Here is a 26,090-nt window from a genome sequence, read left to right as displayed (position 1 = left end):
GCTCAGCCGGTCACTGTCGCGTCACCGGCATTTTCCGGATTGCCGCTGCGGGCGAACTGCCGGGCTCCCCGGCCGAGGTAGGTGCGGATCCGGATCATCAGGAACCCGGCGACCAGGGTGAGAACGCTGGCGAAGAGCACCACGTACATCGGCGCACCGATACCGACACTCGCCACGAGCCACACCAGGATCAGGTTCAGGAATCCGCCCAGCAGCGCGGCGACGAGGTTGTAAGGCACCGAATATCCGGTCTGCCGCACTTCGGTCGGGAAAATCGCCGAGACGAGACCCGGGACGACGGCGGCGATTCCGCCCGCCGACATGGCCGCGGGCAGCTGGATCACGATGGCGAGGACCGATCCGGAAGGCAGCACCGGCAGGAGGACCAGCAGCAGCACGGTGGTCACCGCGGTCGAGCCCCCGGACCAGAACAACATCGTGCGCCAGCCGCGTCGGTCGCCGAGGAGGCCCCACAACGGCATGGCCGCCATCGCGCCGACGATCGCGACGAGACTGGCGACCAGCGCCGTGTTCGCGGTGTAGCCGAGCGACGTCTGGAGGTAGGTGGGCCAGAAGTTGAAGTAGGTGATGTTCACCAGTGTCAGTGCGACGGTGACGAGAACCGCGAATTGGACCGGACCGCGATGTTTGCCGAGCACTTCGCGGACCGGGGCGGACGGCCGATGCTCCTGCGTGCCGGTGGCGCGGACGAATGCCGGAGTCTCGTCGAGCCTGCGGCGGAGGTAGCTGGACACGATTCCCAGCAGTCCTCCCGCGATGAACGGCAGCCGCCACGCGAGTGAGGGCATCCCCGGTGCCAGGTGCGTCACGACGAGACCGGACAGAAACGCTGCCCCGGCACCGAGAAGAAATCCGCTGTACGCTGTCATCTGCTGAAATGCGCCCGCCCGCGCGACGCCATCCTGTCGTGCGTGTTCGGTGACGAAGACCGCGGCGGCGGGGAGCTCACCACCGACCGCGCATCCTTGGGCGACCCGCATGAGCATCAGCAACACCGGCGCCGGCCAGCCGATCTGGGCGTAGGTCGGCAGCAATCCGATGATCAACGTGGCCGCCGCCATCACCGCGACGGTCAGGATGAAGAGCTGCTTTCGTCCCACACGGTCGGCGACCCTGGCGATGAGGATGCCGGCCACCGGCCTGATCACGAGACCGATCGAATAGATCGCGAGGGTCTCGACCAGCCGCACCATCGCCGACGTGCCGGCCGGGAAGAAGGCCTGTCCGATCAGCGTTGCCACGTAGAGGTAAGCGACGAAATCGTAGTACTCCAGTGCCGCACCGAGTGAGCCGAGGCGGATGTTCCGTCTTGCTGCCCGGTCTCGACCGGTCGAAGATGATTGCGTCATGGCAAAGGTATCCTTTGGACTGCGCGGATACGAGGAAGTTCGGCCGGAACCGCTCCGGTGGCGGGCGTCGTCAGTCGTCGAAGTCGACGCTCGCGTGCGGCCAGTGCACCGTGTCGAGCAGATAGTCGTGGGACTCCTGGACGAGTCCCTGTACCTTCGCCAGATCGACAGCGAGCAGCCGGCCGTCCCATTTCACGATGCGACCGTTCACCAGCACTGCGGAAACGCATCCCACGTCGGCTCCTTGCACCACGGAACAGAGAACGTTGTTCCGGGGAAAAAGCTGCGGCTTCCTGGCGTCGAGGAGAACGATGTCCGCCTTCTTGCCGGGAGTCAGCGAGCCCACGAGGTCGCCGACTCCGCAGTTGTTCGCACCCTGTTGCGTGGCGGATTGCACGATCTCCCGCAGTGACGCCGATTTTTCCCCGGAGCGGTGCTGGTCGACCCGCTGCGTCAGGTACAGCGCCCGCATCTCGGCGAACATGTCGATCCCGTAGGTCATCGGATTGTCGTTGCTGAGTCCCGGCCGCAGCCCCTGCTCGACCCACTCGCCGTAGGGAATCCGGCCGTACCGGAACTGCGACTCGATTCGGGGACACACGTTGACCTGTGCACCGTTGTCCACCACGACTTGCCGTTGTTGCCGGGAGAGGAAGTTGGCGTGGTTGATCGCCTCCCGTCCGTCGAACGCCCCCGACGCGTAGAGTCCGGGCAGATCCTGGCGTTCGATTCCGCTGTCGAACGAGAACCAGAGATCGAGTTCCTTGCGGATGGGCAGCAGCTCGGTGAGCTCGTCACTCCCGGCGGCGTACAGGCGCATCGTGCACAGTTGGTCATCGCCGTGGAAGTATTGTGCGCGTAGCCGGTGTGCGTCTTCCGGGAATGTTTCCGCCCATTTTCCGGAACGGGGCTTTCCCATCGCGTGCACACCGCGCAGTCCGGCGGCGAAAAGTGCCTCGACCGCGGCATCTGAATGCTCGGGGGTGCGGGCGTTGTGCATGTTGTCGACGACCGTGGTGATCCCGGCGTCGAGTGCGGTGAGCAGGGTGTTCAGGGTTCCGGCGTAGATGTCCGCCGGTCGGCAGGCCGGTCCGAACAGGCGATGTGCGGCGTACATGTAGCTGCGACCGGACGCCGGTGCTCCGGCGACCGGGTCCGCGGTGGTCTGCGGGACGTTTTCCGGGATGATCCGTCCCAGCGAGCCCTCCCAGCAGTGGATGTGCGGGTCGCAGAAACCGGGCAGGACGATGTGCCCGCGCGCGTCGACGACCACTGCCTCCGGCGCCGAGATCGAGGGCCCGACCTCGGCAACGCGATCGCCGACGATCAGTACATCGCCCACCGCGAAGTCCCCCACCGCGCGGTCCATCGACAGGACCGACCCGCCCCGCAGGAGGATCTGCTGAGCCGCCCCCGCCCCCGCCGCCGGGCTGCCCGCGGCGTGCCGGTCGAGCAGCTCCCGGAGCCCACGGTCCGAAGAAGGATCCGGTCGAGCATTCGCGTCAGTGCTCATGAAACCCCGATTCCGACAGATTCAGGCACCGATGCCTGAGCATTGCCACCCATTTCCCGAATGGCCGGTGCGGCGGCAGTGCTGACGCTAGCACCAGCGGAAAGGCGGGTAAAATGCCAATCGGACATGCGGTGTATTCCCCGAAGGAATGGTCGCATGGTTTACGGATTCCATGGGCTGGGGTCGATCCCCCAGGTTTCCTGCGGGTCGGAAATTCTCCGTCACGGACGACGGTCTTCCGCCGGACACCTTCGGTGCTCCGCCCACCGCTGTTGCTACCTGCGGGCACCATGGCCGTTGCTGCTCCGTGCCGTGCCGTGCCGTGCCGTGCCGTGCCGTGCCGTGCCGTGCCTGCGTCGTGTCCCCGTGCTGTGCACCCGTGCCCGCGTCGTGTCGTCGTGCTGTGCGGTGCTGTGCTGTGTCTTGTACGCGGAGCGTGCCCGTGCCGTCCCGTCTTCGTCCCACCGCGGCTGCCGCTCCGCCGCGACTGCCGCTCCGCCGCGACTGCCGCTCCGCCGCGACCGCCGCGACTGCCGCTCCACCGAGACCGCCGCTCCGCCGCGGCTACCGCGGTCGCCACCGTCCCGCTGCTACCGCCTGCGGACGCCTTTGCCACCTCGGGTGATGGGCCTCGCACGTGGCGGGAGGCTGACCTCGGCCCGGGTCGCCGACCAGGCCGGCCCCTCCGACCGAGGCTGTCATCCGAATGGGCTACCCACCCGTCCCTCGCCCCGGCTCCCGGCCGTTGCCGCCGTGTGCCGGGCGAAGGACCCGATGCGCTGGTCGGCGACTGGCGGTGGTGGTTGCCCGGGTGGATTCTGGCTCCGGTGCGTTTTGCCCGGCTTGGGCCGGGGCATCCAGGGCCGCGTAGCCGCGGAACCATCCGGCAGAGGAGTTTCGATGACTGTTTCCGGCATTATCAGTGCCATCGTGATCGGGTTGATCCTCGGTCTTGTCGGTCGGCTGGTCGCACCTGGCAAACAGGCCATTCCGATCTGGCTCACCATCGTGGTGGGTATCGTCGCCGCATTCGTGGGCACCGCGATCGCGCGCGGGATCGGCTATGCCGACACCAAGGGGATCGACTGGCTCGAGATCATCACCCAGGTGGTGCTAGCCGCGATCGGGGTCAGCCTGGTGGCGGGCCTCTACGGCAGGCGCCGCCACGCCGAGCGGTAGCCGGGGTCCCGTTGCGACAGTCCACTCCGGAGTATCCGGAGTGGACTGTCAGTCCTTCAGCTCGCCCTCGAGCAGGCTCATCAGGTACATATCGTGGTACTTCCCGTCGTTGCCGCGGAAGCATTCGCGGTGTCTGCCGTCCTCCACGAAGCCGACCTTGCGGTACACGTGCCGCGCGCGTTCGTTTTCCGCGACCACCCACAGCGCGATCAGGTGCAGGCGCATCACGTTGAACCCGTAGCGGCACATCAGCTTCAACGCTTCGGTGCCGTAACCGCCGTCCCAGTAGTCCTTCTCGCCGAGGTAGATGTCCAGCTCCGCGCGCCCCTCCTCGGGACGGGCGTCGCGCAGGTCGATCACGCCGATCAGCTTGTCATCGGCGACCGCTTCGATACCGAGTACGACCAGTCCGTAAGTGTTGGTCTTGCGGTCCTCGCCGCGCTTGCGCAGCTGGTCGAGCGAAAGTGGATGGTCGTTGTTCATCCACTGGCCGACCTCGTCGTCGTGCACCCACCGGTACAGCGATTCAGCGTCCGACGGTTCGAGTGCGCGCAGCCGCACCAGCTCCCCCGTGAGCATCCGCTCCCCCTCACTCCCGTTTCAGCACCAGGAAATCCGTGACCCCGACCAGGCCGAGGACTTGTCGTACGCCCGGTGGCATCGGCCGGCGCGTCTCATCATGCACGAGTTCCGGGTCACGCACGCGGTATTTGTGCCCGCGGGTGATCACCTCCGCGCCGCCGGCCGCGAAGACGTTGCGCACCCAGTCGGCGTCCGGTCCGTAGGTGAGCGCGACGACGAAGCCGTCATCGGTGCGGAAGATGTTCAGCGGTGTGCGGAACTCGCGGCCGGAGCGGCGGCCCCGGTGCACGAGCAGGCCGAAGCCGGGCAGGACTCCGACGAAGGGTTTCGTGGCCCGGTTGGTGACCACGCGGTTGAAGCGGGCGACCCGCGCTGACAGAACCATGGAGGCAGCATAATCCAACAAGCGTGGAATTACTGTCCGACGGCGCGTACCGTGCCGTCCGGCCGGTCTGATGGGATGGGTTCGGACACGGAACCGACGCGGGGAGTGAGCATGTCCGACAAGTGGCTGCTGCGGCAGGATCCGGAGTCGCCGGTGATCATCGCGCACGCGCTGGTCGAGGAGCCGGGGCGGCTGGCCTTCGTGGTGCTCGACGATGACGACGACTGGTTCGTCAGCGACGGCGCCGAGTTCGACGAGGACATGGAGGTGAACCGGCGGCTGTTCGGTGCGATGAGCCTGCGCGAGGCGGTCGAGTTGCTGCCCCAGCTGACGGCGCTGGCCTCGGTGCCGACCGGGGTGGCCGCGGACTGGGACGCCGGGCGCGCCACCTGGCTGCTGAGCTCGGTCGCCGACTCCGACGACGCCGTGGAGGACCGCGCGATCCGCGAGGCCCGCGTCGCCGCGTGGCCACATCCGGGTTCGCCGGTGGACGAGGTGCAGCTCAGCACCGGCCTCACCGAGATCGGCACCGGAAAGGACGCCCCTTCGCGTGCCGTCCGGCAGGTGGTCCGCGAACCCGACGGCTCGTGGCTGTTCGTCGGTTTCGAGGTCCCGGAGGAGCAGGATTTCGAGGTCGAGAGCCTGGAGCTGGAACACGCGGTCCGGCTGTACCCGGAGGTCACGGCGGTGCTGCAGGCCGCCCCCGGACAGGTTTTCGACCGCGCCGAACCGGGTGCGGAGTGGGAGCTGGTCGAGGGCTGACCGGCAACGGTTGAGCGCCGCCGACGGCGCTCGTCACCGGTATGTGGGCTGGGTTTCGGCCGGCTGCGCGCGGACGACGTCGATTTCCGGATCGTCGACGAGCGCGTCGACGGCCGCCGGGGTGGCTCCGATTCCGGCCCAATGCGGATCGACGTCGGAAGCGAAACACCAGCTGTGATCAGCAGGCCAGACGAATGCCGGCGGCGCGATTGGTCCCCCGGAGCCGAAGGTGGCCTCCCATTCGGCGAGGTCCGCCACTGCCCCGCGCACAATCGCGTACCGACGGTAGGGCAGCGTGAACAGCCCGTCTCCGGGTGCCTGTGGTGGCAGGTTGACATCGGAATACCCGTCCCACAGGCAGAAGTAGCAGTCCTCCGGCGTCGAGGTGAACCGGCTCAACGTGCGCAGCGCCCGGCGGGTCTGCTCGATCTCAGCCGGATGGTCGTAGGGAAGCCGCACGTCCGCCTCGCGCTGCCCGGGTTCGTCGGGATCGGGAATGAAGCGAAGCCGCGCATAGCCGTCGTACACCGCGGGGCCGAAAAGGATCAGCTGTATATCCGGAGTCCCAGAACGCACCACCCACTCCGCGACACTGGTGTCCGGCTGGTACTGAAAAGCCACGGTTGCACACTACTGCGATGAGCGCGGATGCCGGAAACGAATTCGCTTGCGCTGCCTCGGGAATCAGGGGTGCGCATGCCGGAAAATGGCCCCGGTCTGCCCGTCGTTGAACGATCGCCCGCGAACGAGCAGCCACCGGTGCCGGCGCCGGGCTTGATCGCGATGTCCTGTTCGTAGACAATGGTGGGGCAACGGGATAGTTAGGTCTTGTGCGGTCCCTCGGGATCAGTAGGCTCTGCGGCTTGGTGGTCGCGTCCGGCCGGGGGAGGCATTTGACGTGACGATCGCTTGTGTTGCCAGCTGGCCCGCAGCCCCCGGTGACGTGCACAGGCCGGGGGCTGCGGCTTGCCTGACACGGCGTTGGCGCGACGGCCGGTTAATCGCCCGCCGAGAAGATCGAGCTACCAACGAAAAAGCCCCAGGTCCACAATCGACAACCTGTGACCTGGGGCTTTCGCAGGAGAGCGGATGACGGGAATCGAACCCGCGTATTCAGCTTGGGAACCAGGGCGATCATGGCCGAAGACGGTCCTGACCTGCGGACCCGGCTACCTGCGGTCGGCCGCCGTTGACCGTGGTTGACCGGCCTGAATGGCACGGCAATGGCACGGTGGGGCCGTCTCCGGCCCGCACCTTTCGGTGAGGAGGTCCCCGGGCTGCCACCGTCCCCGCATCCTCGGAGCGCCGCCAGGCCAAGGCGCAGCTCTGGCCCTCGCAGACCGCACGGCCCAGGATGGTCTTCGTGTCGATACCCGACTACGTGCGTGATCGAGCAGCACTGCAGCGTCTGCTCGATCGGTGGGGAGTACCGACCAACGCATATGAGTTGGATCCACTCCGGGTCGGTGCCGGCAGCACGCTGGTCGACGACGTTGTGATGATCGCTCCGGTGGGTCGCAGGTGGGCCGTCTGGTACCGAGAGCGCGGCAAGGACTACGACCTGCGCGAGTTCGAGACGGAGTCATTGGCGTGCCTGGACATGGCGATGCGTCTCCGGAGGCTGCTGGGGATCGAGTAGACGGCAGCCTGTCGCGCACCAAGCCCCCGGTTGTCTGTGGCGCGAAGGGCTGACTGTCGTGCGCAGCTTGACCGCGTCGGCCCCCTTGGCGATCGCCATGGCCTGGACCAGCCAGGCTGTCTCTTGGCTTCGGTGTGCTGCCAGCGGTGGCTACCCCTGTTTGTGACCCGGTGCAGGCTGCTGGGGTGCGTGGGCGAGTTGGCCTGACCCACTCCCCTCCCTTCACCCCGATCCGAAGCCCGCACGCGGCCGGTGTCGCCGGGTCAAGGCACGCTTTCCCGCCTTGACGCGGTGTCGCCGGCCGTTGTCACGATCCGGCTTCGGGGTGGAGCCTGGTGACCTCCGTGCGTAACGCTCGCGGCCCGGAGAGCGACCATGACGTCATGGCTCTCGATGGGGAGGCTCTGGCCCTGACTCCTCGGCGCATGCGTGCCGCCGGTGAGGGGCGCTACGTACCGACCCCGCTGGCGGCCGCGCCGCCCGGCCGGTGGGCGAAGCGGAGCGGCAGCCCGCCGTGCCGGAGCGGCGGCGGACGCCCAGGTGAGCGGCTCGGTACCGCACCGGCGCGCCGCCCGCCGGCGGTGCGCCCTTGATCCCATAGAGCTAAGTTCGGCAGCAAATCAAGCTGCCTAGGGCATGACTAGGGCCCACCACCAAGGAGAGATGTGGCTACCAATGCCTGCCAAAAAAGTCTGGCAGCAGCTATGGCACACATCCGAGTAGGGGCTTTAGTTAGGCCAGAAGAGCGAATTGTCTGGCAAATAGTAACACTTATGACTCAAGTTATGTTACTACTTGACTAGGCGTCACCACGGGAGGGCCAGTTGTACTTTTCCGAGCAATTTTCAATAAGCAATCCGGAGCAATATGATTGGTTTGATCAACTCCTGGAAGATGACACTCAACTATTTGCTGATCCCTTCCAAATTTTCAAGGAGCCGGAAACAAGCCCTTGGGGAAGTTCTCACAAGGTTATCACCGACTACTTCCAAATGACATTTAATCTACTAGCTGGACATCATAATAATGGCGGTAGCTTACAATATCAGAAGACGCTCTCATTAATGGAATTCCCTGAGCCGGAGGAATTTGGTTTAGGCTTAACCCGGAAGGGCAGAAATGGATCTGGAACGGGAAAAGGGTTCGCGAAACTTATGGTCGTCGCCATGCGCGACGCGATCGAGCTTGGACTTCAAGATCTCACCCACTTCGAGGAGCTCGGGCTCCTCGTCGAGAAGATTGGTCGCGATCGGATATCTGATATCACCTGTAACATTCTAAAGCCTCAGTTCATACAGTATACACAGGATGTTTGTAGGGACCTCGCGGTTTCTACCGAACAATTTCCGGTGAAGCATGCCAGTTTTGACTCCCATCGAATGAGGTGGTGTACCGAGCGCCTTTCCCTGCCGAAGAACCCTTTCACTAACGGACCCATTCTCCTGATTCCTAGTCGATTCCTTCGCGAACTTCCAGCCCTGGATTCGACAGACTGGTGGAACTTTGTCGAACCAGACCTCAGGATGGACCTCAACCTGAGCCTCAACCAGCACATCAACAAGTCTGAAGTAATTCGACGGGCTCGCTCTAATACTGATCTAGTCAGACAATGGAGCAGCACAAGCGAAGAAAGGCCAGCCGACCCGTACCCCGTCGACCGAGACCCGGTAGGGCTACATAACTGGCAGGCTCGAACTCGGGAGTTCGCCAACGAGCACCCCATAGATATCTCAACCATCGCCACCAAGGACGACTTACTCAGATTCGTAGAAAAGATCATCACCGAGTTTAAACATCAAATCGAAGAGGAAGGTCTCTGGTCGCTTCTCTACAATGACGATACCGGTCACCCTAAGCGCGAGACTTCGATTCAGCTACTGTTCAAGGGGGTTGTTCAGTCTTACTGTCGAGCACACGGGATCGGCCTAGACCGTGAGGTCGAGCTTGGCCGAGGACCCGTCGACTTTATTGTAAGCAAGGATTCACGCGTTCGAGTTCTTCTTGAGATTAAGAAGATGAGCAACGGGAAGTTTTGGAACGGACTTGAAAATCAGCTCGTTTCATACATGGAGAGTGCCCAGTGCTCAAGCGGATGGTTTCTTGCTGTGAGGTTTGGCGACACAAAAAACCAGAGAGAGCGAACTGCGAAGCTCCCTGCGCGTACATCCCATGCTGCCCACCAAACAGGCTTCGTCATCCGCAGTACCTGGGTAGACGCCCGCCGAAAAGATTCAGCAAGCAATCTTACGGAGAAGACCGAAGGAGTGCAGCCCGTCAACTTTGACCCAGAGTTTGAAGACGAGTAGTTCCGGACATTCTGATTACCCATTTGACGGCCTCACAGTAGCCTCGAATTAAACCCAGCTTGAACAAGATTTTGATAGGATTTTCGGACGACCAATGGAACCTCTTGCGCTATGGCGAACCCGCGTTTCGCGTAGATTTTGATGCGCTGAGTGTCGCCCACGAGCATGTTAATCACTCGGTCTACATCGCCGATGCTCACGATGTACTTATCCAGGGGCAACGGCCGTGACGCGCAAATGACGGCGACGTCGGGCCAGAGCTTCTTGCATGTCGCAAACGCTCGGCGCTGCTGGTACGGGCGCGAGATCAGCATGACCGACTTGACCTCGATCCCCCGCGCCTCTAGCAGCTGCCGGCTGAGTGTGATGTTGTCCCCAGTGTTCCGCGCCTCCGGCTCGACCAGGATCGCGTCATCGGGAATCCCCAGTTCCAACGCATGCTCCCGGTAGTGCACAGCCTCTCCGCGCGGGAACCGCTCGACGGTCGTCGGCGCGTTGGCCCCAGTGAAGACAATCCGCGGGAAGTAGCCCTGCTGGTACAGCTCCGCCGCGTACGTGGCGACGCCGAGATCGTGGCTCCCCAGGCCGATCCCGACGTCCGTGGGCCGGAGTTCGTGGTGCATGTCGTGGTAGTCCCAGAGCGTTTGGACGTCGGCGCGGAGGTTGTCCGGCAGGGTGGTCGAGCGCTCGGGCATGCAGAGACTCCGGATCAGTCGGGGAGCTTGAACGTATAGGACCAGGAGAACCGGCTTGCGGCGTGGACGCCACGCGCGAACTCGACGACCCGGCCGTCTGCGGTGAACGTACGGCGTTGCAGGACCATGACGGGCTCGCCGGCAGGGAGCTCCAGCGTCTCGATCTCGTCGGGCGTGGGCATGCGTGAGTAGAAGGTCTCGTTGATCGTGTCGGGTTCGAGGCCCTGCAACGTCAGGACCAGGAAGCCGCCACCTCGACCGGCCGGCCCCGGGGTGTCATCGACGAGGCGAGTGCCCTCGACGTCTTCGGGGCGGTAGTAGCTGGAGAGGGTGTGCGTGGGGTGGCCGGCGTCCTTGACCAGGCGCGCACGCTCGTAGACGAGTGACCCGACGTTGACGCCCAGGGCCTCGGCGACCTCCTTGTCGGCCTCGACCTTTGAGACGGTCTGCGTCTGGTCGGTGGGTTTCCACTCGCGGCCGGACGCCTCGCGGTCGGCAATGAACGCCACCGTGTCGCCGTACTTCCACTTGCTCTTGGCGTAGCGGTCGGTGCCGAGGCGCTTCATCGGCGGGCGCGCGCGAACGACGGTGCCGCGTCTGCGGATCGGCGTGACCAGCCCTTCGGCCTCCAGGACGCCGACGGCTTTGCGGACCGTGTTGACGTTGACGCTGTACTCCTCGGCCAGCTCCTCTTGCTTCGGCAGCGTCGAGTCCGGGGCGTAGTCGCCCCGCTGGATCGCGTCGCGCAGGCTGGCGGCCAGCTCGCGGTACCCAGTGCCCACGTGGTCCTCCTCTGTCGGTCGATAACGCTAGCGGTATCGGCTCATCATGGTCTACTGAGCGCGTTAGAGATAGTTCTATTGACAAGTTGATCGTCGCAGCCTCTAATAGAACTACCTCTAACGAGGTGAGTGGTCCCACAGGGACCCCAGAGACCAGATGTGACGACAGAAGGGGCAACCACCATGGCGATCAGCAAGGGGCACCGGTTCGCGATCGACTTTGACGAGGCTTTCCCGCTCGGCCTGGTGCTGGTCGGCGAGGTCGCGCCGGACAACGAGTACCAGTCGCGTGAGGATCGGGCGGCGGGTCGGCCTGCTCGCCAGCGCGTGGACGAGACCACGGGCAAGCGGCAGTGGAAGGCGACGGTCACCGACCCGAACGAGACCAACTCCAAGCGTGCGTCGTTCGACGTGACGTTCCTGGCCGACGTTCAGCCGGTGCCGACGACGTCCGAGGCTCTGCCCGGCATGCGACCGATCGAGCTGGAAGGGCTCACCGCTGAACCACGCGTGGCCGGGAACGGGGAGTTCAAGTACCAGTCCTACGCCTTCCGCGCGACGGGCTTCAAGGCCTCTGTCAGCTTGGCGAAGCCGGCCCGCAACGCCTCGACTGAGTCGGCGCAGAAGGCGGCGTGATGAAGCGGGTTTCCGCCGGGGTCGACTTGGTGCGGGCGTGGGAGCACGCCTACCGCCGATACGGCGCTGCGTCGGAGTTCGCGGCTCGGGTGGGCCGGGGAGACCACGGTGGGGCTTCCGCGATGGCGGACGCGTCGTGGTCGGTCGCTTCGGCTTGGCGGGCGCTCGCGAACAACCGGGACGACTTGGAGTGGTGGCTCCTCGCAGCAGTGGAGTCGGCCGCTGAGGCGTTCGAGGACCAAGCACGGTATTGGCAGCAACAGGAAGGACACGAGGGTGGCGTTCAATGCGACCTGGACCCCGGGCGCGGAGGCGGTCGCCGGGATGCACCAGCTTGGTTCGACGTCGCTCCCGGGTCTGGTGCTGTATCTCGATCCGGACAGTCTGGCGATCGCCCCGCCGGCGGATCCGGCGCTGTGGCCGAGGTTCGCGGAGTTCCTTCGCCAACTCCGCGACGGGGCGGAACAGTTGGCGATAGTGGTCGAGGCCCGGGCAGGGGTGGTGCGTGATGGCGACGACGACTGAGCCCACGACCCTCCAGGCCGCCCACAACGCCGCAACTGAGCGACGTCCGCCATCCAACGCGAATCTCACCGCGTGGGTGACGTTCCACCAGAGCAATGCCCGGATGTACCGCGCCGTCGCGGACGCCGATCGGTGGCATCACCACGAGGCCATGTACTGGGTCGGGTACGAGGAACGAAAGGCGGGTGAGGTGTCGGCTCGGATCCAGGCGGAGAAGCCGCGGGCCGAGTAATCCCAAGTAGACAAACCATAAGTCAACAGTTTCAGCGAAAAACGCACGCGATGACGTGCGGCGATCAATCACGCCCTCATGCGGCGGACGAGAAACGTAAGGCGCAGAAGCGGAAACCGGCTACCAACCATGCCGCTCCTGCGCTGTCCACAACCAGCGGAAGTGAACAATGACAACGCTAAACGATGGTAATCGGCGCGTGTCAACGGGGGTCACCCGGACGCGTTGCTGCTCCTGCAAGCGATTCGCGAAGCTGCTTCCCGGCGAGACGAAGTGTGCAACGTGCTCGGGAATGCTCCCCTTGAACCTCACGTCGCGAGGTGGTCGCTGATGTCGGCCGGATTCGTGGTCGTGGCAATGGCGGCGCTCGGCGTCGGTGTGTGGGTGTTGCACAAGGTCGGCCGTGCGCTGGCGTCGGTGGCGGAAGCCCTGGCGGCGGCTGCGGTGGTCTTCATCGCGCTCTGGTGGGTGTGCAAGGCCATCGTCTGGGCACTCGTGCAGCTCGTGACACGGTGGCGGACCAGCCTCGCCGTAGTGGCAGTGGTCGCGTGGTGTGCGCTGTTGGGTTGGATCTCTCTTGCTGCGGTGCTCGGTGGTGTCACGCTTGTGCTCGGCGCCTGGTGGTTGATCGACGCGGTGTCGTTCGATCAGTGGTGCTGGCGGTTCCTGCGCTCGTGGTGGGCGCGGTGGTGGATGTACAACCGCAAGCTTCCGGCCTGGCTGCACGCCTGCAGCCTGTCGGTACGTGACGGCTCGTTGCCGGTCGTGGTGGATGTGAACCTCTTCGGACGTAAGGCCAGTCGCTCGACGTCTCCGGCCGCAACGCGGATTCCCAAGGTCCGCAAGGTTCGGTCGGGTGCCTCGTGGGATGAGGTACGTGTGGAGCTCGTCGCCGGCCAGAAGCCGGAGGACTTCGACGAGGCTGCCCGGGCGTTGGCGGTGGCTCGGAAGGTCGCGCGGTGTCAGGTGCGGGAGGTCGCGCCGAACGTCGTCTCCATCGACTTCCAACGTCACGACCGGCTCTCGTCGCTCGTGCACTGCCCGCCGCTGCCTGAGGGTGTCGAGGCCGGCGGGGTTGATCTGCGCAACGTGTGGGCCGGGCGCACCGAGTACGGGAAGGACTGGCGGATCCCGCTGCTCGGCTCGGGCGCGCACACGCTCACGGCCGGTGCCTCGGGCGCGGGCAAGAACTCGGTCATGTGGTGTCCGCTGGTCGCGGCCGCCTCGGCGATCCGTTCCGGCGTGGTTCGCATGTCGGGGATCGACCCGAAGGGGATGGAGCTGGCCTACGGGCGCGGGATCTTCTCGCGCTACGCCGTGAGCGGCACGGACGCCTTGGCAGTCCTGGACGGCCTGGTGGACGAGATGGAGTCACGTAAGCGTGCCTTCGCTGGACGGGTTCGCACTATCCCGGTGTCGACGGAGTACCCGTTGGAGCTGCTGGAGTTCGACGAGATCGGGGCGTTGACGAAGTACACCGACCGCAAGACCCGGGACGCCATCGTGGAGCGCGTGGCGCTGCTGACCACGCAAGGTCGGGCTTTGGGCATGTCGGTCCGCGGCTACGTCCAGGAACCCACCAAGGACACCGTGCCGGTCCGGGAGCTGTTCACGCGGCGGGTGTGTCTGCGGGTCACCTCGAAAACGCACGTCGGGATGGTCCTCGGAGACGGCGCGTACGAGCGGGGTGCCTGGGCCAACCGCATCGGGGATTCCGAGGCCGGCGTCGGCTACGTCTGGGGCGAGGGCATCCGCGAACCCCTGCGGGTCCGTGCTGGCTGGGTGTCGGACGAGACGGTCAAGGCACTGGAGCAGTACGTCACCAACGGCGGGCGCGCTGATTTGGGCGCCCGTGGGATGGGGGTGGCTGCGTGAACCGGCTGATGGTTTTCCTCGATGCGGTCCGCGATCACTTGGACTTGCACCATTTGCCGCCGGCGGCGTCGGTGACCGTCACCGCCTGGTCCGAGCCGCTCGTGGTGCAGCTCGACGTGACCGAGCTGTCGGCGGTCGCGGCCGGTCTCCTGCGGTGGGTCTCGACGCTCGACGAGGTGGCGGCCACGATCTGGCGACCTCGTTCAAGCGGCCGGGTCCACCTCGTCATCAACGGTCGGACTCCGTGCGGCGTCCCGGTGCAGGTCTACGGCGGGGTGCGGTTCGACGAGGTGACGTTCCCGGATCTGCCGGAAGGCGTTCGCCAAGACATGCCCGTCTTCGTCCTTCGGGGCTGGGCCGATGCCGGGGAGGTGGCTGCCTGATGGCCGAGACTCGCGCTGAACGGATGCGCCAGCCCCTCGCGGCTGACGTCATCAAGGCGACGGCGGAGAAACACGGCGTCTGCGTTCGACCCTTCACGATGGAAGTCGGCGACAAGGAAACCGGGGAGCTGCAATACGTTCCTATCCCCTGTGGATCCACTGTGGAATCGGTGTGCCTGCCATGCGCACGAAAGGCCAAGGCGCTTCGGCAGGTTCAGTGCCGCGAGGGCTGGCACATGACGGAAGAACCCGACCTCACCCCCGAGGAACCCACCGAGGACCAGAAGGAGCTACTGACCTACCGCGCTGATCTCGTCGCGGCCTACCGGGAGGTGGCGGACCACGATCCGGCCGAGGCCGAGGAGTTGCGCGCGGAGGTCGCCGGGGTGGATGAAGAACTTCGGCAACTCGGAGTCCGGGGCCGGCTGCCGTCGCTCGACCTGCCCGCGAAGAAGCCGGTGAAGCGCTCGACGAAGCGTCGCCAGGACACGCCCAACCTGCCTCGGAAGAAGGTCACCAAGACGACAGTGGGCAGGGAGTTTGCGGGCAAGTTCCGGCCGTCGATGTTCATCACGCTCACGTGCGACACCTACGGCCGGGTGCGCTCGGACGGCACACCGGTTGACCCATCGACGTACGACTACCGCCGGGCAGCTCGGGACGCCGTGCACTTCTCCGCGCTGGTGGATCGGTGGTGGCAGAACCTTCGCCGGGTCGTGGGCTGGGACGTGCAGTACTTCGCGACGGTCGAGCCGCAGAAGCGGACGACGCCGCACCTGCACACCGCGCTCCGCGGTTCGATCTCGCACGAGACCATCCGCATGGTCACGGAGGCGACGTATCACCAGGTCTGGTGGCCCAACCACGACCAGCTCGTCTACACCGACCGCCTGCCCTCCTGGGACGGGCCGGAACGTGGCTTTGTCGACCCGGAGACACGGCGACCGCTGACCACCTGGGACGACGCCGTGGACGAGGTCGAGGAACCGGCGCACGTGGTGACGTTCGGCCGTCAGGTGCACTCCAAGGGCATCCTCGGCGGCACCGAAGAGGCCGGCCGCCACATTGGCTACCTGACGAAGTACCTCACCAAGTCGACTGGTGAGGTCGTCGAGGCCACCGGTACGGCTCAGGTCGCTCATCACGACCGGCTTCATGCGGAGCTGGCCATCACGCCCTGCTCGCCGCGCTGCGGGATCTGGCTGCTCTACGGGATCCAGCCCAAGGGCGCCAACAGCAAGATGACACCCGGGCACTGCAAGGGACGCGCACACCGCCGGACCACCCTCGGGCTTCCGGGGCGGCGGGTGCTCGTGTCGCGGAAGTGGTCGGGCAAGACGCTCGTGGACCACAAAGCCGACCGCAAGGCATTCGTGAAGCAGGCGCTCGCGGTCGTCGGGATCGAGAAGCCGGAACCCGATCCGGCCCGGCTCGTCTGGCGCAAGGTCGAGTCCACCGACACCCACGTCCCGCCGCGCGACCACCTCGTCATGCGTGCCATCGCCGAACGGATCACGTGGAAGGCCGAGTACGACCGGGCGCTACTCGCGGCGGGACCGCCAGAAACTTCGGCAAATCAGCTCGCGGCCTGATTCCGGAAGGGGGAACGGATGGAGACGAAGTACCTGACGGTCGACGAGGCGGCCGAGTACCTGAACACCGGCGTCCGCTTCGTGCGGCGGCTCATCGCGGAACGACGGATCGCCTTCCACAAGGCCGGCGCGCACGTACGGCTGGCGGTGGCCGATCTGGAGGAATTCATGCAATTGGGACGCGTCGAGCCGATCACCCGCGCTTCGGTTCGTCGAGATCTCGGAAGGGCGGCCTGAAATGGCGAACAAGCATGGGCACCGAGGGTTCGGAAGCGTTCGGCAACTGCCGTCGGGTCGCTGGCAGGCCCGATATCCCGGGCCCGACGGCATCACGAGGACGGCGCCCAACACCTTCGACACGAAGCGGACGGCGGAACGTTGGCTGTCCGAGGTCGAAACGCAGATCGCGCACGGCGAGTGGATCGACCCGGAACGGGCAAAGCGCAAGCTCCGCGACTACGCCGACCAGTGGATCACCGAGCGGCCAGGACTGCGTCCGCGCACGGTCGAGCTGTACAAGTGGCTGCTGCGCAAGCACATTGACCCGGGTCTGGGTGGGGTCGAGCTGGGTAAGCTCTCCCCAGCACTGGTCAGGCAGTGGCGGTCGGACCGGTTGGCGGCGGGCGTTTCGGAGTCGGTGACGGCCAAGTCGTACCGCCTGCTGCGGGCAATCCTGAACACGGCGGTCGACGAAGACAAGATCCTCATGCGCAACCCATGCCGCGTTCGAGGCGCTGATCGGGAGAACCCAGACGAGCGGCCGGTGCTCACGGTGCCGCAGGTGTTCGACTTGGCCAGTCGCATGCCGGAGCGGTTCCGTGCGCTGGTGCTACTCGCCGCGTTCGGGTCGTTGCGCTGGGGTGAGGTGACTGCCCTGCGTCGGTGCGACGTCGCCGAGGATGCGGCTTGGGTCCGAGTGTCGCGGGCGATGGTCGAAGTTCCCGGCCGTGGGTTGGTCGTCGGTCCGCCCAAGTCGAGGGCGGGTGTGCGCACGGTGATCATTCCGGCGGCCGTCCGGCCTGACCTGGTTCAGCACCTGAAGACCTGGGTCAAGCCGCCGCAGGACGCACTGCTCTTCACCGGTGAACGGGCTGGTCATGCGGTCCGCCGGCCGAACTTCAGCCAGCGGACCCGGTGGACGGAGGTGGTGGAGAAGATGGGCCTGAAGGGGCTGCACTTCCACGACCTGCGGCACGCCGGGAACATCTGGGCGTCCAAGGCCGGCACCTCGACCAAGGACCTGATGGCGCGCATGGGGCACGACGACATGCGGGCGGCCCTGATCTACCAGCGGGCGACCAGCGACGCCGACCAGCAGATCGCGGACCGGCTGTCCAAGCTCGTCGACCGGCATCGGAAGGGCGCCACGCCGGAGGACGACGAGGGTGAGGACGGCCAACCGGTTCCGGTCGGCTAATGGCACATTAATGGCACACGAGAAATAGCAGAGCGACAAAACCAAAGCCCCAGGTCCACAGTAGACAACCTGTGACCTGGGGCTTTCGCATGAGAGCGGATGACGGGAATCGAACCCGCGTATTCAGCTTGGGAAGCTGATGTTCTACCATTGAACTACATCCGCAATGCCTCGTCAGCATACACAACCCGGGAACCGCTGTGTCCAGTGGGCTTGGGTTGACGGTGTCCCTGTGAAGTGACAACACTTGTTGTCGGTCAGGAGGTGGGCTGGCGATGGACGAGCAGGTGCTGTTCCGGCAGGGCGGGTTCGGGCTGGTGGCCAGGTCGCGCGGGCTTGCCGGGCTGCGCGTGGACGAGGCGCAGGTCGCGCGGCTCCGGGAGTTCGCGCAGCAGCAGGACGAGCTTGCCGACGCGGTGGTCGACTGGCTGCACCGGGACGGCCGTGGGCAGCAGCTGGTGGATCGAGCGCTGGCCGAAGGAATCGACAGTGTCGAAGGTGCGCCTGAGGAGCTGCGCGCGTTCTTCGCGCGAGCCGAGTCCACGCCGTACTGGGTCGACGCGGAGCGGCTCGAGCGCGGCGCCCGCGCGATTACCCGCGCCGGGCTGCTCGGTCTCTTCCCGCTGGGTGACCTGTCACTGATGGGCGGCTACTTCGCATCGCGCGCGACGAAATCGCTGGTCGGCACCGGCGAGATCGAGCACAGCACGGCCCGTCGGCTGATCGAGACGGCGGCGTGGTGGATCGACGTGACCACGCCCGGCGCGTTGGCGCAGCGTGGCAGCGGTTATCAGGCCGCGTTGCGCATCCGGCTGGTGCACGCGCACGTCCGGCACGCCATGAACAACCGTGCCGACTGGGACTACGAAAGCTGGGACCGACCGGTCAACCACGTCCAGACGGCCGGCACGCTCCTGCTGTTCTCCCTGGTCTACGTCTCCGGCACGCAGCTGCTGGGCTTGCGCTATTCGGCGCGCGAGAAGGCCGACGTCCTGCACCTGTGGCGTTATCTCGGCTGGCTGATGGGCGTGCCGGAGGAACTGCTGCCTGCGAACGAGGACGACGCATGGCGGCTGTTGTGGCTGCTCGCCGCCACCGAGTTCATCCCGGACGACGATTCGAAACGCCTGGCCAAAGCACTCGTGACGAGCCACGAGGCGATCGGTGCCGACCGCGGCGTGGCGGGGAAGGTGCTGGCGCACGTGAACGTCCGGGTGCACGCCTCGGTCAGCCGTCTCGTACTGGGCCGCGACAACGCCGACTACCTGGGACTGCCGGACGACCTGATCGCGCAGGCCGCCGTACTGGTCGGGGCCGGAACGAACTTCGTGGCCGAGACACTGCGCCCGTTCGTCCCCGGCGCGACGACGGTGCAGGAGCTGCTCGGCGGCCTGGGCCGGCGCCACTACCGCCACCGCGTGGACCAGCTTCTCGACCGCCACCCCCGGACGGCCTGACCCGCGGACGTCCGCGGGTGAGTCGCAGCCTGGCCGCTCGACCGGGCGCACACCCGCGAATGCCACTGCCCAGCTGCTCCGGGTTTCGGTTGGGGTTGGGTTCGGCGGGTTCGCCGGGTTCGCCGGGAGAGGGGATACCCGCGGTGTTCCGGCCGCCCGATACGCTTCGTCTGTGCTGCTCAGTGACCGTGACCTCCGCATAGAGCTCGATGCCGGCCGGCTCGGCATCGATCCGTTCGATCCCGCCATGGTCCAGCCGTCCAGCATCGACGTCCGGCTCGATCGGTTCTTCCGGGTCTTCGACAACAGCAAGTACACCCACATCGACCCGCAGCTGCAGCAGGACGAGCTGACCTCGCTGGTGGAGAAGGAGGGCGACGAGCCGTTCGTGCTGCACCCGGGTGAGTTCGTGCTCGGCTCCACGTTCGAGCTGGTCGGGCTGGCCGACGACCTCGCGGGCAGGCTCGAGGGCAAGTCGTCACTCGGGCGGCTCGGGCTGCTCACGCATTCCACCGCGGGCTTCATCGACCCCGGCTTCTCCGGGCACATCACGCTCGAGCTGTCGAACGTCGCGAACCTGCCGATCACGCTGTGGCCGGGGATGAAGATCGGTCAGCTGTGCATCTTCCGGCTCTCCAGCACCGCCGAATTCCCGTACGGCTCGAAGCAGGCCGGCTCGCGTTACCAGGGCCAGCGCGGTCCCACGCCGAGCCGGGCATACCAGAACTTCCACCGGGTCGACACCTGGCGGTAGGGGGTTCGCCGCGGTGAGCGAAGGGCCCGATCGGGCCGGGTTGGTCACCCACGAGTCAACTGCGGCGTACCTCGATCGCTCTGCGGAGTGAGTTGCTTACCCGGCCGGGTAGGAAAGGACGCCGGCGTCACCGGCTCGTGAAAAGCTCGCGGGCATGGTCTCGGCCGGGAAACGTCTGCTGCTGGTACTCGGCCTGATGGTCAGCCTGCTTACGCCGAATGCACACGCCGACGTTGTCAAGTCCCTCGTTCAGAATTGGCACCAAGAGGTGTACGGGGATTTCCTGTACGCGGGCAACGGCGTGGTGCAGTGCGCGGAGGGTGACGCCGAATGCGCCAAAGCCGTCGCTCGCACGACGAAACAACCCGCCGGTGACTTTCCGCTGCAATGGTCCGATGTGGACTCCGATCCCACGACGTTCGACTCCTCGACTTCACAGGTGACCGTTCCGCCCGGTGCGAAGATCGCATTCGCCCGGTTGAGCTGGGGCGGTTCGGTGGCGCCGGGCTGTGCTCAGCCGCCCGGGGAACCGGCGAAACAGGCTGTGCGGTTCTCGGTCGGCGGTGCCGCCTCGACAACTGTCCCTCCTGCTTCATATGCCGAGGACGACGAGTTCTATTCTGCCTACGCCGACGTGACGAGCAAATTTGCCGGTGTGGCTACCGGAAAACCGGTGGATCTCGGCGCCGCGAACATCTGGACCAAGGTCGGCCGAGGCTGCAGTGGCGGGTGGTCGGTGGCGCTCGTGTACGCCTACCCGCAACGGGATCCGCAGTATGCACCGGAGAAGCGTGCTGTTTACGTCTATGACGGCCATCTCCACCAACGTTCGACGGACCCTGACGCGACGACCACAATCACCGGCTTCCGCGCGGCGTCGGCGGATGCACACGTGGGCGTGACTGCTTACGGCGGCGACTGGGGTACGAAAGGTGATCAATTTCTGCTCGACGGTTCACCAGTGGCCGAACCCGCGACTGGTGCGCAGGAAAACTTCTTCGTGGCCAATGCGGAAAACTCGAAAAGACCGGCTTTGACCAACAATTTCGGGGTGGACGCGAAATCTTTCAACAGTGCTGCGGTAGCTGTCGGCGCGGATGACGCGAAACTGTCCTTTCGTAGCAGAGGGGACGATTTCGTGGCCGCGAACCTGGCCTTTTCCGCACCGGTACCGGACCTGCGCGTCGCAACACACGCCGAACCGGCACGCGCGCACGCGGGAGAGCAGGTCGCGTTCACCGTGGCGGTCACGAACCCGACCGGCCTGGAGGCCCGCGACGTCACCGCCACCGACGGCGATTTCCCTTCTTGTGACAAGAAAATCGGCACCCTCGCGGCAGGCGCCGTGACCAGCTACCAGTGCACGGTGACCGCTCCCGACGACGACTTCACCGCTACCACGAAGCTCACCGGCACCAGCACGTTCGGTGACGCGATCGAGACCAGCACGACCAGTCGCGTCGACGTCGCACACCCGGCGATCACCTTGACTCAGCACCTGGACAAACCGGCCTATCACGCCGACGACCCGGTCACAATCACCTTGACCACAACCAACCCCGGCGACGTACCACTCCACGACGTCACGCTGACCCTGCCCAACCCAGCCACCACCCCACCCCAAGACGCCGCGACTGAGCCAGGGCCACCGGTTACGCCCGGCAGCCGATCGCCGAGCGGCGCCGCCGACGGAAAGCTGCAGCCAGAGGTTGGCGGTGTGCCGTCGCGTGATGTTGTCGGTGAGAAGCCGCCCTTGTGTGTGCGCACCGTGGGGACTCTCGCGCCTGGGCGGTCGGCCACTGCGACTTGTTCCGGTACCGCACCGTTGCCGGGTGGTGGTGGCCGGGTGGAGGTCCGCGGCACTGATCCGCTCGGCAAGGTGGTGACGGCTGCGGCTGACGTGAAGGTCCCCGTCATCGCGCCCGCGTTGTCCGTCACGAAGACTGCGGCCCCGCCGATGGCGCACGACGGGGACCAGGTGACCTGGACGGTCACCGTGCGCAATGTCGGCGACAGTCCGCTCGATCCGGTCGCAGTCGCAGACGAAACCGAGCCAGCGTGTGCCCGGACGTTCGGTGCGCTGGCACCTGGCTCCGAGCAGACCTACTCGTGCAAGGCGAAACCAACGGCGACCATCACGAACACCGTCACGGCAACCGGGACCGACCTGTCCGGAGCGCCGGTCACCGCGACGGATTCGGCCACCGTGCAGGTGCTCCACCCGGCATTGGCGGTCACGGTCACGCCCGAGCCGCTGGCCGTGCGCGAAGGGGACCGAATCACTTATACCGTCACGGTGCGCAACACCGGTGACTCGCCGCTCAACGAGCTGGCGGTGGCCGACGACGGGGTGTCCGGCTGCGTTCGCAAGTTCGACACGTTGTCACCAAAAGACGTGCAAACCTACCAGTGCGAACAGCTCGCGCCGGCCGACGACCTGACGAATACCGTGGTCGCGACCGGCAAGGATCAGCTCGGACGGGTACTACGCGTGACCGCTGACGCGCGGGTCGACGTGATCCACCCGGCCGCCGAAGTCACCGCGGTGGCCACGCCGGCCGCGGTGCGCGAAGGGGACCAACTGACGTTCACGATCACCGTCCGTAACTCCGGCGATGCTGATCTCCACGATGTCGACGTGACCGACAAACAGCTGCCCTCCTGCGCTCGGAAGCTGGGAATCATTGCGGCACAAGGAAAGCAGACCTACACCTGTACCACAGTGGCCGGGACGAACGGATTCGCGAACGAAATCGCAGTGACCGGAAATGATCCGACCGGACAGCCGGTCAACGCGACGACGAGTGCGGCGTTCACGGTCCAGCACCCGTCGGTGAGCCTGACCGCGAGTGTCCAAGGTGGACCATTCCGCGAGCACGACAGCGTGCGAATCCACGTGACAGTGAAGAATACGGGTGACGTACCGCTCAACGGCCCGGCCATAACCGCCGCGCCCCGGGTGGGTGGTTCCCCTGGGGCGATGAGTGGTCACCCCGGCTCGAGGCAGGCCAGCCCTCCCACGGGATCGAGAGGCAATAGCCCTAAGACAGCGCAGGAAGGCGGTTCCGCTGGGGTGGGTGGTGGCAGTCCTGACTCTGGGCAGGTGGGTGGTTCTGCTGGGGTGAGGGGTGGCAGTCCTGGCTCTGGGCAGGTGGGTGGTTCTGCTGGGGTGAGGGGTGGCAGTCCTGGCTCTGGGCAGGTGGGTGGTTCTGCTGGGGTGAGGGGTGGCAGTCCTGGCTCTGGGCAGGCGGGCGGTTCCGCCCGGACGAGAAGCAGCAGTCCTGGCTCCGGGTCGGCGGGTGGTCTTCCCGGGCCGACTGGCCGTAACTCCGGGCCGGGGCAGGTGGACGGGTCTGGTGGGCCCCGGGTGAGTGGCGCCGCTGGGTCTCGGATGGGTGGCTCCGGTGAGCCACGTGCGGGTGCATCCGCCGAGCGATCGGCAGGGGACGCTGCCATGGTCGGGTCCGGCGGCTCCCCCGCGGCGGGCGCCGGTGGGGTTGCCGAGCCGCGGGTGGACGGTTGTGTGCAGCAGCACGGTTCGCTTGCTCCTGGGGAGAGTTGGGCGTTCGACTGCGGTGTGACCGCGCCCGGTGACGACGTGGTCGAGGGGTTGCGGGTCAGTGCCGGGGTGCCCGTGGGGGCGCCGGTGACCGCTGCGGCGGAGGCTGCTGTCGACGTGATCCATCCGGCGGTGACGATCACGCAGAGTGCCGCGCCGTCCGCGGTCCGCGCGGGTGAGACTGCCACGTTCACGGTTACCGCCACCAACACCGGCGACGTGGAACTCCGTGATTCCGAGGTGGCCGATGCGTCCGTGCCGGAATGCGCGAAACGGATGGGAACCCTTGCACCCCAAGCGAAACAGACCTACACGTGCACGCATCCGGTCGGTGATGACCTCACCAACTCGGCGACGGTGACCGGTGTGGATCCCTCCGATCGTGCGGTCGCCGCTGCCGCGAGCGCGCACGTCGACGTGATTCACCCGGCGGTCGCCGTGACGCAGACCGCCACGCCGGATCAGGTGCGTGAAGGGGACCAAGTGTCCTTCAAGGTCACGGTGCGCAACAGCGGCGACGTTCCCCTGTCGAAGTTGTCCGTTGTGGATGATCGGACACCGGGGTGCGCCGGAAACGGTTCGGAACTGGCGGTCGGCGCGGTGCGTGAGTACAGCTGTACCACGAAAGCCGGCCACGACGGTTACACGAACAGCGCCAAAGTCACCGCGGTTGATCCGCTCGGTGGTTCCGTGGCTGCTTCGGCCGACGCTGCGTTCACGGTGGTTCATCCCGGACTTTCGCTCCTGAAAACGGTGCACGACGGTCCCTTCCGTGCCGGTGATCCGGTCACGTTCACCCTCACGGTCACCAACACCGGGGACTCGTCACTCAACGGCGTCAAAATCGCCGATGAGGGCGCGTGCGCGAAGACGTTCGAGACGTTGGCTGCCGGTGCGAAGCAGACGTACGACTGCACGGTGCCCGCGCCCGCCGACGACACCGTCAGTACGGCGAGTGTGACCGCGGCTCCGCCAGCCGGGTCACCGCTCACCGCCACAGCGGACGCGAAGGTCGACGTGATCCACCCAGCGGTCACTGTGCGTCCCGCCGTGAGCCCGGCGACTGCACGAACAGGCGATGACCTCGCGGTGACGGTCGTGGTCACCAACACCGGCGACGTGCCGCTGACCTCCGTTGCGGTGAAGGAACCGGGCTGTGCCAAGACTTTCGACTGGATCGACGTCCACGGTGCGGAGACGTACCAGTGCTCGGTGAAGGCCGGACCGGACGATTTCACCTCCACCGCCGCGGTCACCGGCAACGATCCGACGAGCCGGCCGGTCACCGATTCGGCCGGGGCCAAGGTCGACGTGATTCATCCCGAGGTCGCGCTCATGAAGGAAGCCCAGCCGTACGAGGTTCGCGCCGGTGAGACGGTCACGTTCTCGTTGCTGGTGAAGAATGTCGGCGACGTTCCGCTGACCGACGTGTCCGTTGTGGACGATCGCACGCCGTCCTGTGCGCATCAGGTGGCGCGGCTGGCGCCGGACGGTGAGGAGACATACCAGTGCACGGCTGTCGCGGGGACGGCCGGTTTCACCAACACCGCGGGCGTCACCGGAACCGATCCGACGGAACGCACGGTGAACGCTTCGGCGCAGGCGTCGTTCGTGGTGAAGAAGCCGAGCGTCGCGGTGACCAAGGGGGCGTCCGGTGGGCCGTTCCGGGCGGGTGACTCGATTCCTTTCGAGGTCGTCGTCACCAACACCGGTGATCAAGAGCTACGCGACGTCACCGTTTCAGACGATCTCGCACCAGGATGCGCTCGGCGGTTCGCGAAGCTGCCGGTCAACGGGATTCAACGCTACCCGTGCGTGATAACGGCTGGTGACGGCGATTCGCCGGTCAAGGTGACCGCCACGCCACCGCGGGGTGCGCCGGTCACGGCCGTGGACAAGACGAGCTTCGACGTGCTTCGCCCGGCCGTGGAGCTGCAGCGTGATCACTTGGCGCAACCGATCCGGCCTGGTGACCCGGTCACGTACCTGACTACCGTGCGCAACACCGGTGACTCAGCGCTGCACGAGGTGACCGTTCATGACGTCGACGGCAGCTGCTCGTTCACACTGCGTGCACTCGCACCCGGTGCGCACACGACCCGCGCCTGCACTCAGACGGTTCGGGCGGACACCACCACGCCGACCACGGTCACTGCGACCGACGAGACCGGTCACTCCGTCACGAACGGGACCACCACGACCACCGAGGTAACCGGGCCAGGCCTCACCATCACCACGGCCGGCCCGTCACGACCAGTCCTGCCTGGGCACCCGACCACGGTCACCGCCACCGCCACGAACACCGGCGACGTACCACTCGCCGACGTCCGCCTGGCCGGCCCGGGGTGCGCGAGCGGGCCGGTCGCTCTCGCACCGGGCGCCGCAACCCCGAAGTTGACGTGCGAGATCACCGCCCCGGGCACGATCACGGCCCGCGGACGTACAGA

General features: G+C 66.1%; 22 protein-coding genes, 1 tRNA gene and 1 pseudogene. 15 read left to right on the top strand and 9 right to left on the bottom strand.

What is annotated here, in order from left to right:
• Positions 1-2: 2 nt before the first annotated feature.
• Both ABD793_RS07945 and ABD793_RS07940 read right to left on the bottom strand, forming a co-directional pair.
• Positions 3-1,370 carry an MFS transporter gene (locus ABD793_RS07945; RefSeq protein ID WP_344857029.1) on the bottom strand — a complete coding sequence of 456 codons (1,368 nt, stop codon included), beginning with the start codon at positions 1,368-1,370 and terminating at the stop codon, positions 3-5.
• 70 nt (positions 1,371-1,440) lie between these two features.
• Positions 1,441-2,883, bottom strand: a complete 1,443-nt coding sequence (locus ABD793_RS07940) for an amidohydrolase family protein (protein WP_344857027.1) — start codon at positions 2,881-2,883, stop codon at positions 1,441-1,443.
• A 900-nt stretch (positions 2,884-3,783) separates the two neighbouring features.
• On the opposite strand from ABD793_RS07940, the gene ABD793_RS07935 reads away from it, so the two are divergent.
• Entirely contained in the window at positions 3,784-4,062 is a 279-nt protein-coding gene (locus ABD793_RS07935; RefSeq protein WP_344857025.1) for a GlsB/YeaQ/YmgE family stress response membrane protein, read from the top strand.
• Between the two features lie 48 nt (positions 4,063-4,110).
• Here the strand turns inward: ABD793_RS07935 and ABD793_RS07930 are convergent, their stop codons facing one another.
• Both ABD793_RS07930 and ABD793_RS07925 read right to left on the bottom strand, forming a co-directional pair.
• Positions 4,111-4,641 (bottom strand): GNAT family N-acetyltransferase, encoded by a 531-nt coding sequence (locus ABD793_RS07930; protein WP_344857023.1) that lies wholly within the window; start codon positions 4,639-4,641, stop codon positions 4,111-4,113.
• Between the two features lie 10 nt (positions 4,642-4,651).
• Positions 4,652-5,029: a nitroreductase family deazaflavin-dependent oxidoreductase gene (locus tag ABD793_RS07925; protein ID WP_344857019.1), complete on the bottom strand. Its 378-nt coding sequence runs from the start codon at positions 5,027-5,029 to the stop codon at positions 4,652-4,654.
• A gap of 111 nt (positions 5,030-5,140) precedes the next feature.
• Here ABD793_RS07925 and ABD793_RS07920 point away from each other — a divergent pair, with 111 nt between their 5' ends.
• Positions 5,141-5,791, top strand: a complete 651-nt coding sequence (locus ABD793_RS07920; RefSeq protein WP_344857017.1) for a hypothetical protein — start codon at positions 5,141-5,143, stop codon at positions 5,789-5,791.
• A gap of 33 nt (positions 5,792-5,824) precedes the next feature.
• On the opposite strand, the gene ABD793_RS07915 is transcribed toward ABD793_RS07920, so the two are convergent.
• Positions 5,825-6,412, bottom strand: coding sequence for a hypothetical protein (locus tag ABD793_RS07915; RefSeq protein WP_344857014.1), 588 nt, complete (start codon positions 6,410-6,412; stop codon positions 5,825-5,827).
• 889 nt (positions 6,413-7,301) lie between these two features.
• Between ABD793_RS07915 and ABD793_RS07910 the strand changes: the two genes are divergently transcribed.
• Positions 7,302-7,430, top strand: a complete 129-nt coding sequence (locus ABD793_RS07910; RefSeq protein ID WP_344857010.1) for a hypothetical protein — start codon at positions 7,302-7,304, stop codon at positions 7,428-7,430.
• Positions 7,431-8,254: 824 nt separating this feature from the next.
• Complete coding sequence (locus tag ABD793_RS07905; RefSeq protein ID WP_344857008.1) at positions 8,255-9,736, top strand: hypothetical protein; 1,482 nt, start codon at positions 8,255-8,257, stop codon at positions 9,734-9,736.
• Positions 9,737-9,768: 32 nt separating this feature from the next.
• On the opposite strand, the gene ABD793_RS07900 is transcribed toward ABD793_RS07905, so the two are convergent.
• Together ABD793_RS07900 and ABD793_RS07895 are read right to left on the bottom strand one after the other, a co-directional pair.
• Complete coding sequence (locus ABD793_RS07900; protein WP_344857004.1) at positions 9,769-10,431, bottom strand: YdcF family protein; 663 nt, start codon at positions 10,429-10,431, stop codon at positions 9,769-9,771.
• A 14-nt stretch (positions 10,432-10,445) separates the two neighbouring features.
• Positions 10,446-11,213: a GntR family transcriptional regulator gene (locus ABD793_RS07895; protein ID WP_344857001.1), complete on the bottom strand. Its 768-nt coding sequence runs from the start codon at positions 11,211-11,213 to the stop codon at positions 10,446-10,448.
• Positions 11,214-11,396: 183 nt separating this feature from the next.
• On the opposite strand from ABD793_RS07895, the gene ABD793_RS07890 reads away from it, so the two are divergent.
• From ABD793_RS07890 to ABD793_RS07855, 8 genes are all read left to right on the top strand, one after another.
• Entirely contained in the window at positions 11,397-11,849 is a 453-nt protein-coding gene (locus tag ABD793_RS07890; protein ID WP_344856998.1) for a hypothetical protein, read from the top strand.
• A 276-nt stretch (positions 11,850-12,125) separates the two neighbouring features.
• Positions 12,126-12,374, top strand: coding sequence for a hypothetical protein (locus ABD793_RS07885; protein WP_344856996.1), 249 nt, complete (start codon positions 12,126-12,128; stop codon positions 12,372-12,374).
• Positions 12,358-12,606, top strand: a complete 249-nt coding sequence (locus ABD793_RS07880) for an AMED_5909 family protein (protein WP_344856993.1) — start codon at positions 12,358-12,360, stop codon at positions 12,604-12,606. The genes ABD793_RS07885 and ABD793_RS07880 overlap by 17 nt, the downstream gene beginning before the upstream one ends.
• A 330-nt stretch (positions 12,607-12,936) precedes the next feature.
• Positions 12,937-14,481 carry an FtsK/SpoIIIE domain-containing protein gene (locus ABD793_RS07875; RefSeq protein WP_344856992.1) on the top strand — a complete coding sequence of 515 codons (1,545 nt, stop codon included), beginning with the start codon at positions 12,937-12,939 and terminating at the stop codon, positions 14,479-14,481.
• Complete coding sequence (locus tag ABD793_RS07870; RefSeq protein ID WP_344856991.1) at positions 14,478-14,864, top strand: hypothetical protein; 387 nt, start codon at positions 14,478-14,480, stop codon at positions 14,862-14,864. Before ABD793_RS07875 ends, ABD793_RS07870 begins: the two co-directional genes overlap by 4 nt.
• Positions 14,864-16,456 carry a replication initiator gene (locus ABD793_RS07865; protein ID WP_344856990.1) on the top strand — a complete coding sequence of 531 codons (1,593 nt, stop codon included), beginning with the start codon at positions 14,864-14,866 and terminating at the stop codon, positions 16,454-16,456. The genes ABD793_RS07870 and ABD793_RS07865 overlap by 1 nt, the downstream gene beginning before the upstream one ends.
• 18 nt (positions 16,457-16,474) lie before the next feature.
• Positions 16,475-16,693, top strand: a complete 219-nt coding sequence (locus tag ABD793_RS07860; RefSeq protein ID WP_344856989.1) for an excisionase family DNA-binding protein — start codon at positions 16,475-16,477, stop codon at positions 16,691-16,693.
• 1 nt (position 16,694) lies between these two features.
• The gene (locus tag ABD793_RS07855) at positions 16,695-17,873 is read left to right on the top strand and encodes a tyrosine-type recombinase/integrase (protein WP_344856988.1); all 1,179 of its coding nucleotides are present in this window, start codon (positions 16,695-16,697) and stop codon (positions 17,871-17,873) included.
• 94 nt (positions 17,874-17,967) lie between these two features.
• On the opposite strand, the gene ABD793_RS07850 is transcribed toward ABD793_RS07855, so the two are convergent.
• Positions 17,968-18,038: transfer RNA gene (locus tag ABD793_RS07850), tRNA-Gly, on the bottom strand.
• 110 nt (positions 18,039-18,148) lie between these two features.
• On the opposite strand from ABD793_RS07850, the gene ABD793_RS07845 reads away from it, so the two are divergent.
• Both ABD793_RS07845 and dcd read left to right on the top strand, forming a co-directional pair.
• Positions 18,149-19,330: an oxygenase MpaB family protein gene (locus ABD793_RS07845; protein WP_344856987.1), complete on the top strand. Its 1,182-nt coding sequence runs from the start codon at positions 18,149-18,151 to the stop codon at positions 19,328-19,330.
• A gap of 172 nt (positions 19,331-19,502) precedes the next feature.
• Entirely contained in the window at positions 19,503-20,084 is a 582-nt protein-coding gene (gene dcd / locus ABD793_RS07840) for a dCTP deaminase (RefSeq protein ID WP_344856986.1), read from the top strand.
• Positions 20,085-21,039: 955 nt separating this feature from the next.
• Here dcd and ABD793_RS07835 read toward each other — a convergent pair.
• Complete coding sequence (locus tag ABD793_RS07835; protein ID WP_344858136.1) at positions 21,040-21,663, bottom strand: hypothetical protein; 624 nt, start codon at positions 21,661-21,663, stop codon at positions 21,040-21,042.
• Positions 21,664-21,801: 138 nt separating this feature from the next.
• On the opposite strand from ABD793_RS07835, the pseudogene ABD793_RS07830 reads away from it, so the two are divergent.
• Positions 21,802-25,839: pseudogene (locus ABD793_RS07830) on the top strand (DUF7507 domain-containing protein); the annotation flags it as partial.
• Positions 25,840-26,090 lie beyond the last annotated feature (251 nt).

Source organism: Amycolatopsis ultiminotia (assembly GCF_039536925.1).
GTDB classification, from domain to species: domain Bacteria; phylum Actinomycetota; class Actinomycetes; order Mycobacteriales; family Pseudonocardiaceae; genus Amycolatopsis; species Amycolatopsis ultiminotia.
The sequence above is the reverse complement of the archived record's forward strand: the minus strand, read 5'-3'. Positions and strand labels throughout refer to the sequence as shown.